Source organism: Chryseobacterium sp. Chry.R1 (assembly GCF_039645525.1).
GTDB lineage: Bacteria > Bacteroidota > Bacteroidia > Flavobacteriales > Weeksellaceae > Chryseobacterium > Chryseobacterium proteolyticum.
Map to the genome: position 1 here is coordinate 1,766,699 of NZ_CP151793.1, position 17,562 is coordinate 1,784,260.

Annotated in this window: 8 protein-coding genes; 7 read left to right on the forward strand and 1 reads right to left on the reverse strand. The window is 34.4% G+C overall.

Translation table 11 applies throughout. From position 1 onward, the window contains the following. The first annotated feature begins 95 nt into the window (after window positions 1-95). Complete coding sequence (yidC, locus tag AAEU33_RS08235) at window positions 96-1,895, forward strand: membrane protein insertase YidC (RefSeq protein ID WP_345991966.1); 1,800 nt, start codon at window positions 96-98, stop codon at window positions 1,893-1,895. A 64-nt stretch (window positions 1,896-1,959) separates the two neighbouring features. Here the strand turns inward: yidC and AAEU33_RS08240 are convergent, their stop codons facing one another. After that, a complete protein-coding gene (locus tag AAEU33_RS08240; protein ID WP_172280504.1) occupies window positions 1,960-2,544 on the reverse strand; it encodes a ribonuclease HII in 585 nt (194 codons plus the stop codon). 315 nt (window positions 2,545-2,859) lie between these two features. Between AAEU33_RS08240 and AAEU33_RS08245 the strand changes: the two genes are divergently transcribed. The 6 genes from AAEU33_RS08245 to AAEU33_RS08270 all read left to right on the forward strand — a co-directional run bounded on the left by AAEU33_RS08245 (window position 2,860) and on the right by AAEU33_RS08270 (window position 17,322). Beyond that, window positions 2,860-5,853, forward strand: a complete 2,994-nt coding sequence (locus AAEU33_RS08245; protein WP_345991968.1) for a SusC/RagA family TonB-linked outer membrane protein — start codon at window positions 2,860-2,862, stop codon at window positions 5,851-5,853. 19 nt (window positions 5,854-5,872) lie between these two features. Then, on the forward strand, window positions 5,873-7,405 hold the full coding sequence (locus tag AAEU33_RS08250) for a SusD/RagB family nutrient-binding outer membrane lipoprotein (protein WP_172280500.1): 1,533 nt from the start codon (window positions 5,873-5,875) through the stop codon (window positions 7,403-7,405). A 484-nt stretch (window positions 7,406-7,889) separates the two neighbouring features. Beyond that, the gene (locus tag AAEU33_RS08255) at window positions 7,890-10,922 is read left to right on the forward strand and encodes a SusC/RagA family TonB-linked outer membrane protein (protein ID WP_345991969.1); all 3,033 of its coding nucleotides are present in this window, start codon (window positions 7,890-7,892) and stop codon (window positions 10,920-10,922) included. Window positions 10,923-10,927: 5 nt separating this feature from the next. Continuing rightward, a complete protein-coding gene (locus AAEU33_RS08260; RefSeq protein ID WP_172280496.1) occupies window positions 10,928-12,358 on the forward strand; it encodes a SusD/RagB family nutrient-binding outer membrane lipoprotein in 1,431 nt (476 codons plus the stop codon). Window positions 12,359-12,882: 524 nt separating this feature from the next. Further along, complete coding sequence (locus AAEU33_RS08265) at window positions 12,883-15,888, forward strand: SusC/RagA family TonB-linked outer membrane protein (protein WP_172280494.1); 3,006 nt, start codon at window positions 12,883-12,885, stop codon at window positions 15,886-15,888. A 12-nt stretch (window positions 15,889-15,900) separates the two neighbouring features. After that, a complete protein-coding gene (locus AAEU33_RS08270; RefSeq protein WP_345991970.1) occupies window positions 15,901-17,322 on the forward strand; it encodes a SusD/RagB family nutrient-binding outer membrane lipoprotein in 1,422 nt (473 codons plus the stop codon). The last annotated feature ends 240 nt before the right edge of the window (window positions 17,323-17,562 follow it).

Genomic DNA, 17,562 nt, shown 5'->3' on the forward strand with positions numbered 1-17,562 from the left:
AAAAAATCAGTATTTTTGTCAGCTCGAAATCCAGGGTGAAATTTAATGTTGAATTTTACGGTGGATTATGAAAAAATAATTTTAATAAAATCAAAATGCAACAGAACAACGGACTCGATAAAAGTCAAATGATTAGTTTTGCGGTTTTATGTTTGGTTCTCTTCGGATTCATGTTTTATTTTCAGAATAAACAGCAGAAAGAGGAACAGTTGAAAGCTCAGCAACAAAAAACTGAACAGGTAAAAACTGCCGTAAAACAAACTCAGGCAAGTAATATCAATCCAAATGTAACTCCTAACGCTATTCAGGTTTCTACTTTAGGAAATAATGAATTGAAATTGGAATTTTCCAGCTTGGGAGGGCAAGTTTCTAAAGTAGAACTTTTAAAATACAAAGCGTATGATCACAAAAGTGATCAGGCTGATCTCCCTCTTTATTTAATCAATAAGAATAACTCAAACTACGGTTTTCAGTTTAAGGATAAAACGGGTAAGGTTATTAATACTAAAGACCTGGTTTTCTCTCCGACAGTGAATGGAAATGCTGTAACGATGACAGCTAATTACAATGGTGCTGTTATTCAGTTTATTTATACATTACGTCCTAAATATACATTAGACTTTAAAGTAAGAACCCTGGGGTTGGCTTCAGTAACTTCTGATACCAAGGCTGATTTTCTTTGGAATTATAATGTGAGAAATCTAGAAAAAGGTAGAGCTCAGGAACAATCCCACTCAGAATTTTCTTATGCATTTAATAACTATAAGAGCTATGATTACGATGGAAGAACGACCATGGAAGAAGAGAAAGAAACTCTTAACTGGATTGGTGTAAAACAGCAATTCTTCTCTTCTGTGATTGAAGCTAAAAACGGATTTACACAAAGTAAAGGAAATCAGGAATCAATAGAAGAGGGTGAATATTTGAAAAAATTCAACTACGAAGGATTTGTTCAGATGACAGGGAGTGAATTGAATCAGGATTTTACATGGTATTTTATGCCATTAGATTTGCCGTTATTAAAATCATATGATAAAAACTTTGATGAGATATTACCTTTAGGATGGTCATTTATCGGTGGGATGAACCGTTATTTCTTCATGCCAATGTATAATATTATTGCGTCTTGGGGATTAACAGCGGGCTGGGTGATCTTCTTTATGACGATCATTGTTAAACTTATCCTATCGCCAATTATGTACAAGCAGCATAAATTGAGTGCTATGATGAGGGTAATTCGTCCTGAAATTGATGAGGCTAATGCGAAGTTAAAGGATGCGGATCCGATGAAGAAGCAACAAGCTACAATGGAAATTTACAGAAAGGCTGGTGTTAATCAAATGGCGGGTTGTTTGCCGGCGTTGGTACAGATTCCTATCTTCTACGCATTATTCCGTTTCTTCCCGAACTTTATTGATTTAAGAGGGAAAGGCTTCTGGTTTGCAAAAGATCTGACCGCTTATGATGATTTAATCAGATTACCATTTAAAGTTCCTTTCCTGGGAGATCACTTGAGTGTTTTTGCTTTAGCGTGTACGGTGGTAATTTTAATCTATACTATCATGACATCAGGAAATATCCAGCAACCTCAACAGGAGGGAATGCCAAATATGAAAGTATTAATGTACATTTTCCCAATTACATTTTTATTCTTCCTGAATACCTCTGCATCTGGTCTTTCATGGTATTACTTTGTATCCAATGCAATTAACATTTTGATTATCCTTGTTATTAAATATGTGATCCTGGATGAAAAGAAAATTCATGCTCAGATCCAGGCGAATAAGGAAAAGCCCAAAACTGAAGGTAAATTCCAGAAAAGAATGCGGGAGATGATGGAGAAGGCTCAGGAACAGCAAAGAGCTCAGGAACAACAGAGAAATAAGAAGAAATAATCTTATCATGATAATAAAAAAGAGGTGCAAATTATTTGCACCTCTTTTTTATTATTATAACTCGTTAATCATATTTAAGTCTGAAAGATTGCCTGTGGTGTACTGTAGGGCCAAACTTTATAAGTGCGTCCTGATGTTTTTTAGTAGCATATCCAAAATTAGTATCCCATCCGTATTCGGGAAACTCATCATGTAATTTAATCATCAGCTGGTCTCTGTAATTTTTAGCTAAGATAGAAGCTGCAGCAATTGAAAGGATTTTAGAATCTCCTTTAATGATGCACTGATGCGGAATATAATTATAAGGATGGAATTTGTTTCCGTCCACCAGAATCAGTTCCGGTCTTGTTGTTAATTTATCTAATGCCTGATGCATTGCATGGATGCTGGCATTAAGAATGTTGTGTAAGTCTATAAATGCAGGAGGTAATTCTGCGATAGCATAGTCTTTAACATTATCTTTTATATAATTATCCAGATCCATTCTGGTTTTAAAATTCAATTTTTTAGAATCATTTACTAAGCTTTGTTTGAAGTTGTGGTCTAAGATGACAGCTGCAGCAACCACAGGCCCGGACAAGCATCCCCTGCCAACTTCATCACATCCTGCCTCTATGTAACTCCCTGACCAACTTTGTAATAAATCCATTAAAATAATATATAAAACACTATAATATTTTGTAAAAATAAAGAAAAATATATTTTGGGGCAATATATGTAAATGGTAGTGTATTTATCTTATTTATTTGATATTTCTAGTTGAGTTGTAAAATTTTTATCATATTTAAAAAATAACACGAATTAGTGATTTATGTTAAATTAGTATTAATTTTATCATATTTTTAAATATAATGGATAAGTGTGTTTGATCGTCTAAAATTTTAAATATTTTTAACAATTAATTTGGTTAATTTAAGAAAGTTTTACATATTTGCAATTAATAAAAAAAATAATCAGTTTAAATATGAAGAAATTAACTACAAGTGTTTTAGCTATAGTTCTGACTTCCTCTTTTTTTGTTGCAAATGCACAACAAAGAAAGGGTGATACGTTGAAAACACAGACTATTGAAGAGGTTATTGTTACAGGAGCTTTAGGTATTAAGAGAAAAGCTGATGCTGTTACAACTTCACAGCAGGTAGTTGGTAACCAGGAGCTAACCCAAGCGGCAAACCCAAACGCGGTAAGTGCTTTGGCTGGAAAGGTTGCTGGTTTGCAAATTACACAAACTAATACCAGTGTTACAGGAACTAATAGTATAGTGATTAGGGGTAATAGATCCTTTACTGGTTCTAGTGAGGCTTTGATTGTTATCGATAACGTTATTTCCTCGGCTACTGTATTCCAACAATTGCCACCGGAGGTTATAGAGACGGTGAATGTAATTAAAGGAGCTGCTGGAGCTGCTCTTTATGGCTCTCAAGGTGTGAATGGTGCGATTATCGTAACTACTAAGAGAGGGGGAACTAATAAGAGAATGACGGCTACTTTTAATAGCGTTGTTGATTTTGATAAAGTAGCTTTTTTGCCTGAAAGACAGAGGCAATATGGGCAAGGGTGGTATGGTGATAAAATAAGTGTTGAGAATGGAGCTTGGGGTGCTGCTTTTGATGATCCTAAATTTGCAGGTGTTTTAGTTCCTTATGGACCATCCTTTACTGATGTTGATGGAGATGGTTATATTGCGTACAATCAGGACGATAGTAATTTTACAGCTGATGATGCTGGAGCGATCCACTCAAGATATGCACCTTATGGAAAAAATAATATCAGAGACTTCTTTCAAACTGGAACGACTTATCAGAATACGCTTACAGTAAATGCAGGGAATTCAGATGGGTATGTTTTGATGAGTTTAGGTAGTGTAGATAGAGAATTTGTTGTTCAGGATGATACAATGAAAAGGATATCTGGTATGTTTAAAGGAGGGGTTAAAGTTGGGAAATGGAGATTTGATGGTACAGTTAACTATATAAGACAAAAAACATCTACAACTAATTCTAACTTATATAGTAATTTATTACAATCTTCTTCAGATATTCCAATTACTTTGTTTAGAGATCACCCTGATAGAGGATATGCTTGGAGTGCATTCTACGCGAGTCCATATTTTACTATGAAGCATGAAAGATATAATACTTTAAGTAATTATTTTAACGTCCTTGCAAGTACTGAATTTCAATTAAATGATCATATTAACTTTTTATATAGGGGAAATCTGCAGTTCAGATCAACAGAATCTGATAGCCACAATGATGGGTGGTCCGATCCGAGATATCAAAAAGATTTAGATGATATCCAAGAGCAAGGAAGTATTACTGCTATTCAGTCTTTTTATAATAAGAGCACTCAAAACTATACGACATACTATGGGGATTTCTTAGTTAATTTTGATTATGATTTAACTAAGGATATTAATATGAAATTGAATGTTGGGCATAATTATCAGGAATGGAGAACAAATACGGTATCCGCAGGAGGAACTGGTATTATTACCCCGGGAATCTATCAGATTTGGAATTTAAGTAACCCAACATTGCCAATTAATCTTAACAATAATTCATTTTATAATAATCAACATGCTTTCTTGGCAAACGTTGATTTAGCATATAAGGATTATTTATTTTTGAATGGAGCTGGAAGGTATGAAATGTCTTCTATACTTCCTATGGGTAATCGAGGGTATTTCTTCCCTGCTGTGTCCGCTTCATTTATTCCAACTAAAGCATTTCCAAGTATTAAAGGAAAGATTTTAAACTATGCTAAAGTAACAGCTGCATTCCAAAGAACAGGTATAACATCTAATATTGGGGTTTATGGGGTACAGAATCTTGCTGTTGTAGGAAGTGGATATCCTTATGATAACACAGGTATTAGTTTTGTAGTGAATCAATCACAAACTTTTAAAGATATAAAGCCTGAATTTAATACTAAAAAAGAAGTTGGATTGACTTTAGGCTTCCTTAATGACAGAATCACATTGGATGCATCTGCATACAGAGAAGATACTAAAGATCTAATTACGAATGTTACAACTTCTACAGCTTCTGGTATAGTTACTAATTTATTAAATATTGGAAAGCTTCATAATAAAGGAATTGATGCTGCGATAAATGTAGTTCCAATTAAAAGTAAAGATTTTAGATGGGATATAGGAGTGAATTATACAACATATAAAACTATCGTTGATAAGGTTACCGATGATGCTGACGAAGTTAGATTAGCAGGAAATAATTTTGTAGGATTGTATGCAGTTAAAGGGCAGGAATTTCCTATAATTAAAGGGACTGCATATGTTAGGGATGATCAAGGAAGAGTTATTGTAAATCCTACGACAGGTTTGCCTACTGTAACGTCTACTCAGCAAGTGTTAGGTAAAGCTACGCCAAAGTATATCCTTGGTTTAACTACATCAATAAAATATAAAGGTCTAAGAGTATCGGCGGTAATGGATTACAGAACTGGACATCAGTTTTATTCAGGAACCCTACAAGGGATGACCTTTAATGGAATGAATCCTGCAAGTGCCGGTTTTGACAGAAACCAACCTTATATCGTACCTAATTCAGTTTATTTGAGTAATGGTGTATACGTTCCAAATACATCGGTAGCAATTTATAACAATACTGGAGATACTCCGGTTGAAAAACTGATCAACTATTTTGGTGGATCGGCATATAATACAGTCGGTGAGAACTATATCCTTGATGCAACTGCATTTAAAGTTAGAGAGATAGCAATAAGTTATTCTTTTGGTAAAGAGCTTCTGGGAGCTTCCAAAATTAATGAATTAACTATCGGAGTACATGCTAGAAATCCATTCTACAAATTTTCAAAAGAAAATAGAGGTTATGATGATCCAGAGACGGCTTTTGACCCGAGATATAGAGGTTTAGCCAATCCAGATCAATATCCAAACCTTAAAACGTACGGAGCAAGTGTAACTGTATCATTTTAATTAAAAAAGTTTAAATAACATGAAAAAAATATTTTTAGCGATAATATCATCTGCGGCATTAATTTCTTGTCAACTGGATGATAATATTAGTCCTAATACGCCAACAGTTGAAAAGTTATCTCCAAGAAACTTATTGGCTGCAGCTGAGACAACTGCTTATACGGCACAAACAACAGGTATGTTTCAATTATCTAATATATGGATGAACTGTTGGGCAGGGAATATATATCAATTTGCCTCTCCTATGACAAGAGAGTATCAAATGGATGTAGCAAGTAACTTTTATGGTGGAATCTGGAATGAAAATTATCTTGCTGCAGCAAATTCGGCTGCTATTATAAGAAATGAAAATGCGGCATCATTTCCTTTCCACACTGCGATAGCTAAGATTCTTCTTGCTAATTCTATGCAGTATATTGTGGATTTTTATGGTGATGCTCCTTATTCTCAAGCGTTTATGCAGCAGGAGAATATCTCTCCTAAGTATGATAAAGGAGAAGATATTTATAAAGATTTAGTAGTTAAGTTAAATGAAGCTATTAATACAATTGATAATGCTATTCCTACTGCTAATAATGGAGTAAATGCTAGTGAAGATGTTATTTTTGCGGGTGATATGAATCAATGGAAGAAATTTGCAAATACAATCAAATTGCGAATTCTTTTAAGGCAATCTAAAGTGACGGACCCTAGTATTGTACAATTTAGAAATGCTCAATTAGCTCAATTACAAGGGCAGGCCCTTGTAGATGCTGACGTTGTTATTAATCCTGGTTACAATAGCAGTGCTGCAGCTCAACAAAATCCACTTTATAGACAATATGGGTATATCGTATATGATGGTAGTGCATTAAATACTAACGGATATGGATATTACGGTACTATTTCGGATCATTTAGCTAAGCTTTTAATTGGACATTCATCTAAACCAACGGCTGGGATAGTTGATCCTAGAGCTACAAAAGAATGGAGAGTAGCAGGAGGAACTATTAATGGATTGGTTCAAGGCGCTCCTCGTGATCCAAACATGAATGCATCTAATTATTCAAATTTAGGATGGAAATATTATGGTAATCCTGTAAATTCTTCCATGGATGGATATATGATGATGAAATCTGAATCTGAGTTCTTACAAGCTGAGGCAGCTGTTTTGTATCCTCAGTATTTTAGCAATGCTCAAGGACATTATACACAAGGGGTAACGGCTTCTTTTACGTTTTTTGGTTTAACAGGAGCTCAAGCAACAACTTATCTTAATGCATTGAATTCAAAAACTGTTGGATGGGCTGGGGCTGGCGATAAAATTGCAGCTATTCAGTATCAAAGATTAATTGCTTTAACACACGTAAGACCGGTAGAAACTTATATCAATTATATTAAGACTGGTTATCCGGAAACTCCTCTGGCTCTTACAGCGGTTCATCCTAATAAGCCATATAGATTAATTTATCCGACCACTGAGTACACAGGGAACTCTGCTAACGTTCCTAATATCACTCAAGCGGATGTTTTTGTAAAAAATCAATATACTCCGTTTTGGAATAGAAATTAATTCTAGAACAAATTTTTAATATATTTAAAACCGTCTTTTGGCGGTTTTTTTAGTTTATTATTTTTATAATTTATGCTAATATTAATAAATTAATTGAAAAGAAATATTATTATGCAAATCATTGGATCTGTATGATTGCTCATTTTTCTATCTTTTAAAATGTGTTACTCTTTTTGTTATTTTTTCTAATTGTTTCATAAGTGTTTGTTTATTAAATAGTTGTTTTGTGTTTCTTGTATTTTTATTCCGTTTATATCACTTTTTATTGATTTAGTATAGTGTTTTTGTAGACTTGTTGTATTTCAATAATTATTTAAGCTATTGGTTAAGTGGTTTTCATTAAATGCTTAAATTTTAACAAAAATTAACTGTTTAATTATGTTTATTTTTATTGATTATTGAAGTATTGTTAATTTTTTACTATTTTCTTTTGTGTTGTTAAGAAAGTTTTACAAATTTGTATTATCACAAAAATCAATTTAATATGAAGAAAATAACATCAGGTGTTCTGATTATGGTATTGTCCTCATCTATAGCTGTTGCCAATGCTCAGCAAAAGAAAAGTGACACTGTAAGAACGCAAGATATTGAAGGTGTTGTAGTGACAGCCCTCGGTATCAAAAGAGAAAAGAAATCTCTCGGTTATGCAACTCAAGAAGTAAAAGGAGATGCTGTAAATAAAAATCCTACCACCAACTTCCTAAACAACTTATCGGGTAAAGTAGCAGGTTTGGAAATTAAACAGAGTACAAACTTTGGAGGTTCTATAAACGTTGTTACAAGAGGGTATAAATCTCTCTTGGGAGATAATCAAGCTCTTTTTGTTGTAGATGGAGTTCCTATCCTAAATAAAAATATAAACACGGCCAATCAGGCGACTGGTGGTGGTGGGTATGATTACGGAAGCTCAGTTGCTGATATTAATCCAAATGATATCGAAACTTTAAATGTACTTAAGGGAGCTGCAGCGACTGCTCTTTATGGTTCCAGGGCCCAAAATGGAGCTATTATTATCACAACTAAAAGAGGAAAGAAAAATAAGGAAGGGATAGGAATGGAGTTCTCAAGTTCGATTACTATGTCAACAGTTGATAGATCTACTTTCCCTAAATACCAAACACAGTATGGGCAAGGGTATACAGGTAACAGTTTTAGCAGTGCTTTATACCAAGGAAGTCCAAGGGTTGTTTTCGGAAATGATGCTTCTTACGGATCCGCATATGATAGTTCCATGGTTTGGCAATATGGGGCATTTATACCGGGTTCTCCAACTGAAGGACAAAGAACGCCTTGGCAAATCGCAAAAAATGGGCCTATTAAATTTTTTAATACTGGAACCAATTATGTAAATACCCTTTCCTTTAGTGGAGGTGACGAAAAAGCAACTTACCGATTGAGTTATGCAAATACTGATGCCACAGATATTATGCCTAATAGCTCACTGATAAAAAATAACTTTAGTGGAAATGCATCATACAAACTCACAGATAAGTTAACAGCAAATTTTTATGCAAATTATGTAACTCAAAAGACAGTTGGGCGTAATACTACAGGGTATAATGATAATATTATGACCAATTTTAGACAGTGGTGGCCAACAAATGTTGATATAAATGATTTGCGAAATCTCTATATGGGATCGTATAAAAATTATACTTGGAACATGAAAAGTATTACGGACTTAACTCCGGCTTTTTGGGATAACCCTTATTTTCAGCGATACCAGAATTATCAGAATGATTCAAGGGATAGGTTTGCTGGAAATTTTAGTTTAAATTATGATGTTACAAAGGATATTAATTTACTTTTCCGTATGGGAAGAGATGGTTATACAATGATAACGGAAGATAGGAAAGCTGTAGGGTCTTATATTGGAAATGATTTTGGACTCAATGGAACTGTTGATCAACCTTCAGGTTATGCCACAAGTCAATATAAATTTTCTGAAACAAATTATGATTTCATTGGTACCTATAAAAAGAATATTACCGATGATTTCAATATTAATGCGTTGTTAGGAGGAAATATTAATGTTCAGAAAGTATATTCAAATCAACAATCGACCTCAGGAGGATTATACATTCCAGGTATTTATACAATCGCCAATTCAGCATCTTCCCCAGTTAGACCATTGATTTCAGATGTTTCCAAATATGTTTATGGTGCTTTTGCTCAGATTTCATTAGGTTATAAAAATACCTACTATTTAGAAGGGACGTACAGAAGAGATCAGTCTACGGCATTGCCTGAAAATGATGCAGTGTACTGGTATCCATCATTATCTGCCAGTGTTGTATTTTCTAATCTTATCAATGCTAAATGGCTTAACTTTGGTAAGATTCGAGCTGCTTACGCTGAGGTGGGTTCAGATACTCAAGCTGATCAACTATTGAATAGATATTTCAGCCAGCCTTCTTATGGAGATATTCCTGTTTATGCATACAATACAACGTTGAGAAATTTTGAATTAAGGTCTCAGAGTTTGAAAAATATAGAATTCGGAATTGAGGCAAGAATGTTTAAAAACCGTCTAGGCTTTGATGTTGCCTGGTTCCGTAATAAAGCCTTCGATCAAATTTTACCTTTACCAGTATCTTTTGCAAACGGAGCTATTGCTAAAACTCAAAATGCAGGAGAATTAACTACAAAGGGTTTTGAAGTATCCATTAATGCAACACCAATTAAAACAAGTAATTTTTCATGGGATCTTAATTTAAACTGGTCAAATCCATGGACAAAAGTTACGGCTCTTAGCCCGGGAATTGAAAATATAACGATGGGTAGATCACAGGGTGGTGTAAGTATTAATGCTCCTTTAAATGGAGATTATGGTTCAATCTGGACTTCTGATTATGTGAGAGATTCGAATGGACAACCAATTGTTGGTGCAAATGGAGCTTATTTAGTAACGGATACGCCGACGTATAATCAGGGAAGTTTTCAAGCGAAGTGGACTGCAGGTTTAAATAATACAATTAGCTATAAGAACTTTTCATTAAGTTTTTTAATTGATTGGAAAAAAGGAGGTAAAGTATATTCATTAGATCAGTTCTATGGATATGGAACAGGTGTTTATCCTGATTCTGTAGGAATAAATGATCTTGGAAATCCAATTCGAAATACTTTAGCAAATGGTGGAGGGGTCATACTACCAGGTGTAATGCAAGATCCTAATAACCCAGGTAGCTATATTCCAAATACAATAAGATTGGATAAATCACAATCAAGCCAGGTACTGGGAACAGATCTTCCGGGAGCTGCTTTTGTTTATGATGCCAGCTTTATAAAATTAAGAGAGGTTTCTATCACCTATAGATTTGATAAAGATTTTTTCAATTCTAAATTTATACAGGGAATGTCAGTGAGTTTAATTGGGAATAATCTATGGATTATGCATAAGAATTTACCATATTCAGATCCGGAAGCAGGGCTGTCTTCAGGTAATATTCAAGGGTATCAATCTGGTCCTATGCCAGCAACAAGAAACATTTCGTTTAATGTAAAAGTTAATTTTTAAAGAATATGAAAAAATATATAATAACACCAATATTAGCTCTTTTATTTGTAGGATGTACAACGGGAGATGATGTAAATTTGGATCCACATGCAGCTTATAATACGACTCAGGAGTCTTTAGTTACTTTTGCACAAAAAGAACTTAGTGATTACATGAATACGCCAAGTGTAAATGAGAATAATTTCAGATTGACGATGCAATACTGGCAGGAAACGATTTATGTGAATGAAAGTAATTATGATTTTACCAATCGGAATGTATCCAATAATGTCTGGACTGATAACTATGTAAATGTTTTGAAAAATTTAGACCAGGCAGAGCAGATAATTAAAGCATATGTACCACCACCTTCGGAATTGTCTACCTGGCCTGCAAAAAAAACAAATCAATTAGCTATAGTGGATATGATGAAGATCTATACTTATCAGGTATTGGTTGATACTTACGGAGATATTCCTTATACGCAAGCTTTAAATATTGATGTATATCCTCTTCCTAAATATGATAAAGCATCTGATATTTATTCTTCTCTGATAAGTAAATTAGAAACTGATTTAAATAATTTAGTTGTTGGAGGAAGCTCGTTTGCTTCCGGAGATATCTTTTATAAAGGGAATAACGCACAATGGAAAAAGTTCGGAAATTCACTGCTTTTAAAATTGGGAATCGCTCTTGCAGATGTTAATCCTGCCTTGGCTCAATCAACAGTTAACAAGGCGATTACTGGTGGAGTACTGGCTTCTTCTCTGGATGATTGTAAATTTCAATATTTAGCAGCATCTCCAAATGAGAACCCTATGTTTCAAGAAACAGGCTCAAGAGATGACTTTATTGCAGGTAAAACGTTGGTAGATTATATGAATAACTCTAATGATGCGAGAATCGCTAAGTACTATACTGATGTTGATGGTAATTATGTGGGTCAGGTTATTGGGGCACCTGGTGAGTTTTCTGAATTCTCGAATGCTGGTGAATTTGCCTATACTGCAACTACTCCGGGTGTTATTTTAAGCTATACAGAGGTTGCCTTCTATCTCGCTGAAGCTGCTGCAAGATGGGGTATAGGTGGAAATCCTGCTACTTTATATGGTGAAGCAATCACTGCTTCCTTTACTGAATGGGGTGTGGGTGCTGACGCAGCTGCATATATAGCTGCTCATCCTTATGATGCGTCCAACTGGAAGAAGTCTATTGGTGAGCAGGCGTGGGTAGCTATGTATAATCAGGCAGTAACTTCGTGGAATTTCTATAGAAGATTAGATTATCCACAGTTGGTTGCGCCTGCAACTGCAATTCCAAATGCTAATGGAAAAGTACCGGTAAGACTTCAGTATCCGGCTGCAGAGGCGACAACGAATGGTACGAACTACGCTGCAGCAAGTGCTGCAATTGGCGGTGACAGGCTTACAACAAAACTTTTCTGGGATAAATTTTAAACTAAGAAATGCAATAGATAAAATAGCTGGAATTTATTCCGGCTATTTTTTTTACAAATCATCTGATCTGATTTAAACTATAATGTTTTTTTTATTCTAAATTTCAGAGAATGATGAATTATTTAAGGTTATGGGGAGAAAAATAAATTATGCAATGCATAATAATTATCGTTTGATTACTTCATAATGAGTACTTAATATATAGCTTATAAAGATTAGTGTTTATTTTTTGTTCTTTTTTAATTATATGATATACAGTTGTTTGTGTATTTATTTTGAATTTTTTCATACATAAATATCACCAATTAATGATTTAGTATGGCCTTTTAATAGACTGATTCTATTTTTGTAATTAATACAGGTTATAATTATCTATATTTTGTTAAAAAGCATTTTTTTAACATATTTGATGTGTTTCTGTTCATTAATTTTTGTTAATTTTTGTCTAATCGTTACTTTTTCGTCTATTTCTTTTGTGTTGTAGAAAAAGTTTTACAAATTTGTAACGCTAAAAATAATTTGATATGAAGAAAGTAACTACGGGTATCCTTATACTGGTGTTATCTTCATCCCTAGCTGTTATAAACGCTCAGCAAAAGAAGAAGAATGATACGGTAAAGACCCAGGACATTGAGGGAGTCGTTGTGACTGCCTTGGGTATTAAGAGAGAGAAAAAGTCTTTGGGGTATGCTTCCCAGGAGATTAAAGCGAGTGCACTCTCCGATGGTACTACAAATACGGGTAATATTGCAGCTCAGTTATCTGGAAAGGTTGCTGGTCTTAATGTTACTACCAATAATAATTTTGGAGGGTCCTCCAACCTGCTTATCAGGGGGATGAAAACATTAGGAGGAGGTAACCCGCTAATTGTTATTGACGGATCGCCTGTTAATAACTCCAACACTCAGGAAAAAAATATTGATTATGGTAATGCTCTTTCTGATATCAATCAGGACGACATCGAATCGATCAATGTATTAAAAGGAGCAGCAGCGTCCGCATTATATGGAGAAAGAGGATTAAATGGGGTTATTGTTATCACAACCAAAAATGGAAAAGGAAAGGATGATGGGTCTTGGGGAATTACACTTTCATCTGCTATACAAGTAGGATTTATTGATAAATCCACCTTCCCTGAATATCAGACAAGATATGGAGCAGGTTATTCTCAAAAGTTTGGATCGCAGGCAGCAGATGGTCTTAATAATGCTAATTATGGAGCTGATGCATCATGGGGCCCAAAATTTGACCCCAATCTAATGGTTTACCAATGGGATTCTTTTGATCCAACTTCTCCTAACTATAAAAAAGCGACACCATGGGTGGCTGCAAAAAATGGACCTATTAAATTTTTCGAGAACCCTGCCACATACATTAATAGCGTAACACTGGAAAAAGGACAAAAGGGGAAAAACATAAGCTTTACCTACGAAAATATGATGTCCGATGGTTTAATGCCTAACTCTCATCTCAACAAAAATAATCTTTCCCTAAAAATTAATTACGATCTGACTCCAAAATTGCATTCCACTTTTTATTCTACAATGACTTTGCAGGATACTAAAGGTAGAAGTATTACAGGATATTCAAATAATACAGCAACAGGTTTCAGACAATGGTGGCAAACTAACGTAGATGTGACCGATCTAGAAAGGGCTTATTTTGCAAATGTTGACCCTAGTGTTGCCAGTGCTGCAAATAATTATGGAAATGTTACCTGGAGTAGGAAATCGGCCGCTGATGGACGACCTGCATACTGGAATAACCCATATTTCCAGGCCTATCAAAATTATACATCAGATAAAAGATATAGAAACTTTACTTACGCACAGTTAAATTATGATTTATTAGATAATATTTCTATTACTGGAAAGGTTTCATATGACAGATCAAATCTTTTAGCAGAGAATAGATTAGCTGTTGGATCTTTACCACAGGCTTTCGGGCAATCAAATAATTCTATTGGTTCAGGTTACGCGAGACGTGATGTGTTAAGAACAGAGACCAATTATGATTTAATGGTAAATTATAAATTTGATATTACTGATAATATTAATGTTTCCGGGGTTGTGGGTGGAAATATTCGAAGAAATTACTATAATTCTGTGTATGCTTCAACAGAGGGTGGATTAATCGTTGCTGGGATCTATGCATTATCAAATTCTAAAAAATCACCATTAGCATCAGATGAAACTGAATATACCACACAAACTAATTCAGGATACGTTACTGCTTCATTTGATTTTTATAAAAAATTCTACGTGGATGCAACATGGAGAATAGATCAGAGTTCAACATTATTAGCTGGTAATAATGTATACAATTACCCTTCAGTAACCGGCTCTTTAATCATGTCGGAAATTCTTAATACGAAAAACTGGATGAACTTTTGGAAATTAAGAGCAAACTACGCAGAGGTAGGAGGTACGGCAGATCCTTATCAATTAGTTAATAATTATAGAGCCTCTGGAATCTTATCTGGAATAGGAATATATAATCCGATTATCAATCAGCCTTTTCTTAATTTACAACCTCAAAGAGCTAAAGAATTTGAGATCGGAACAGAAGCTCATTTTTTAAAGGATAGAATAACGCTTGACTTTGCTTACTATAAAACAAGAACTATAAATCAGATTCTTTCACCACTTCCTACATCGGCAGCTATTGGGTATTTAGGTAAAGTATTCAATGCAGGTAGAATTGATAATAGTGGAGTTGAAGTACAGCTAGGATTGGTTCCAATAAAATCTAAAGATTTTACATGGAATATTGATGCAAACTGGTCAAAAAATAAGAACCAGGTTGTAAGTATATATCCAGGAATTTCTAATCTTTTAGTAAATAGTTTCCAGGGTGGTGTTTCTTTAAATGCAAGAGAAGGAGAAGCTTGGGGCACCTTGGTTGGTGCTGATTACACATATTTAAACGGACAAAAAGTTATTGATCCTAAAACAGGTAAATATTTACAAAATCCTAATCAGATTATTGGTAACACTACACCTGATTGGATTGGAGGAATTAGAAATAGCTTCAGTTATAAAGGATTCTCCTTGAGTTTCTTGATCGATATGCGAAAAGGAGGTGATGTATTTTCAACGGATATGTATTACGGCCTTTCTTCAGGTCTTTATAAAGAAACAGCTGTCGGAGATTACAGGGATAAGCCTATTGTTCTGCCGGGAGTTCTTCCTGATGGCAGCCCAAATACTATTGCTTTATCGCCGGTTGATAACAATGGATCTATGGGATATAAAACACAACCGGCAAGCGCCTTTGTTTATGATGGATCTTTCATCAAGCTAAGAGAAGCAAGCATCGGATATATGCTTCCTAAATCTCTGTTAGCAGGGACTAAAATCTATGATGCTAAAATTTCAATAGTTGGAAGGAATTTGTGGATTATTCACAAGAATTTGCCATATGCTGATCCCGAGGCGATGGTAGGTGGAGGCCTTAACTCTTATGGGTGGTCTATCGGTTCGATGCCAACAACAAGAGATATTGGTGTTAATGTAACATTTAAATTCTAAATTACTTTACAAATGAAAAATATTATAAAACTAGGTTTGGTATCTGTATGTATTGGGTTGACTTTAAGTTCATGTCAAAGTGATTTAACGTCTCTTAACGATGATCCTAAGCATCCTTCAGTTCTTCCATCTGATAATTTGCTAGCTACTGCAATGTATCAGTCTTCCTACTATATGGATAATCCAAGTGTAAATTTTAATAATTACAGATTTTTTACACAGCAGTGGGCTGAAACTCAATATCCAGATGAAACTCAGTATAATTTAGTGACTCGTAATCAGCCTCGTAACCATTTTAATAGGATGTATGTTTACAGTATTAATAACCTGAGACAAGCAAAATTGAATCTGAAAAACGAGGTGGAGACAGACGATATCAGAACAAATAAACTAGCAACGCTGGAAATTGAAGAGATTTTTATCTGGGAAAATTTGGTGGATACATATGGTGATGTTCCTTATTCAGAAGCATTTAAGCCTGATGAAATTCTAACTCCGAAATATGATGACGCGAAAACAATTTATCTTGATTTGATTAACAGAATCGATGCTGTTACAGCTACCATAAAGCCTGCATCAACTGGTTATGCTGATCTGGTTTACGGAGGTAACATGGCCAAATGGAAAAAATTTGCTAATTCTATTAAACTAAGACTAGGGATGAATTTAGCAGATGTTGATCCTACATTATCAAAAACTACGGTTGAATCTGCAATTACTAGTGGTGTTATTTCTTCAGATGATGAAGCCTACAAGTTTAAATATGATGGAAATACTTTTTCAAATCCCGTATTTGATAATTTAGTGGCTTCCAATAGAAATGACTTCTTACCTAGCGAATTGGTAGTGAATACGATGAAAAACTTATCAGATCCAAGAATGGATGTATGGTTTACAAAAGTTGCAGGTGCTTATAAAGGAGGTGTTTTTGGTGAGTTAAATGATCCATATACTAATTTTTCTCAATTAGGTCCCTATTTTAGATCTGCAACTGCTTCGTCGAATTTATTGAGCTATGCAGAAGTTGCTTTTCTTAAAGCGGAAGCAGCTGCCAGAAATTATTCAGCTGGGGGTACAGCAGTAGATCTTTATACAGCTGCTGTTACAGAATCTTTAAGAGAGAATGGTGTTAGTACTGCTAATATAGCAACATATCTGGCAACTAATCCTTACAATGCGGCTAACTGGAAGCAATCGATTGGAGTTCAGGCATGGATTGCCATGTTTAATAAAGGATTTGCCAGTTGGAACTTTACAAGACGCTTAGATAATCCAATTCTTGTGAACCCTCCAAAATCAAACTTGTCTTCTGTACCATACAGAATGCCTTATTCCGATCAGGAATATGTATTAAACGGTGCAAATGTGAAGGCAGCTGCGAATAAAATTGGTGGCGATAAAGCAACTACAAAATTATTCTGGGACAAGTTTTAATAATATATTTAAGATTCATATTAAACAATACTTTGTGTCAAAATGGTCGGGATTTATCCCGGCCATTTCGTTTTTCACCAATTAATAGTAATAAACATACAAGATGTAAATCATATTGTCAAATTATAACTATTTTTAAATAAAAGATGTTAATATTCGCTCTTTTTGTAATGTATATATCCAATTTGATATTCTTTTTTACAGGGATATGCTAATTTTTAGCTTACTTATATTTATTTA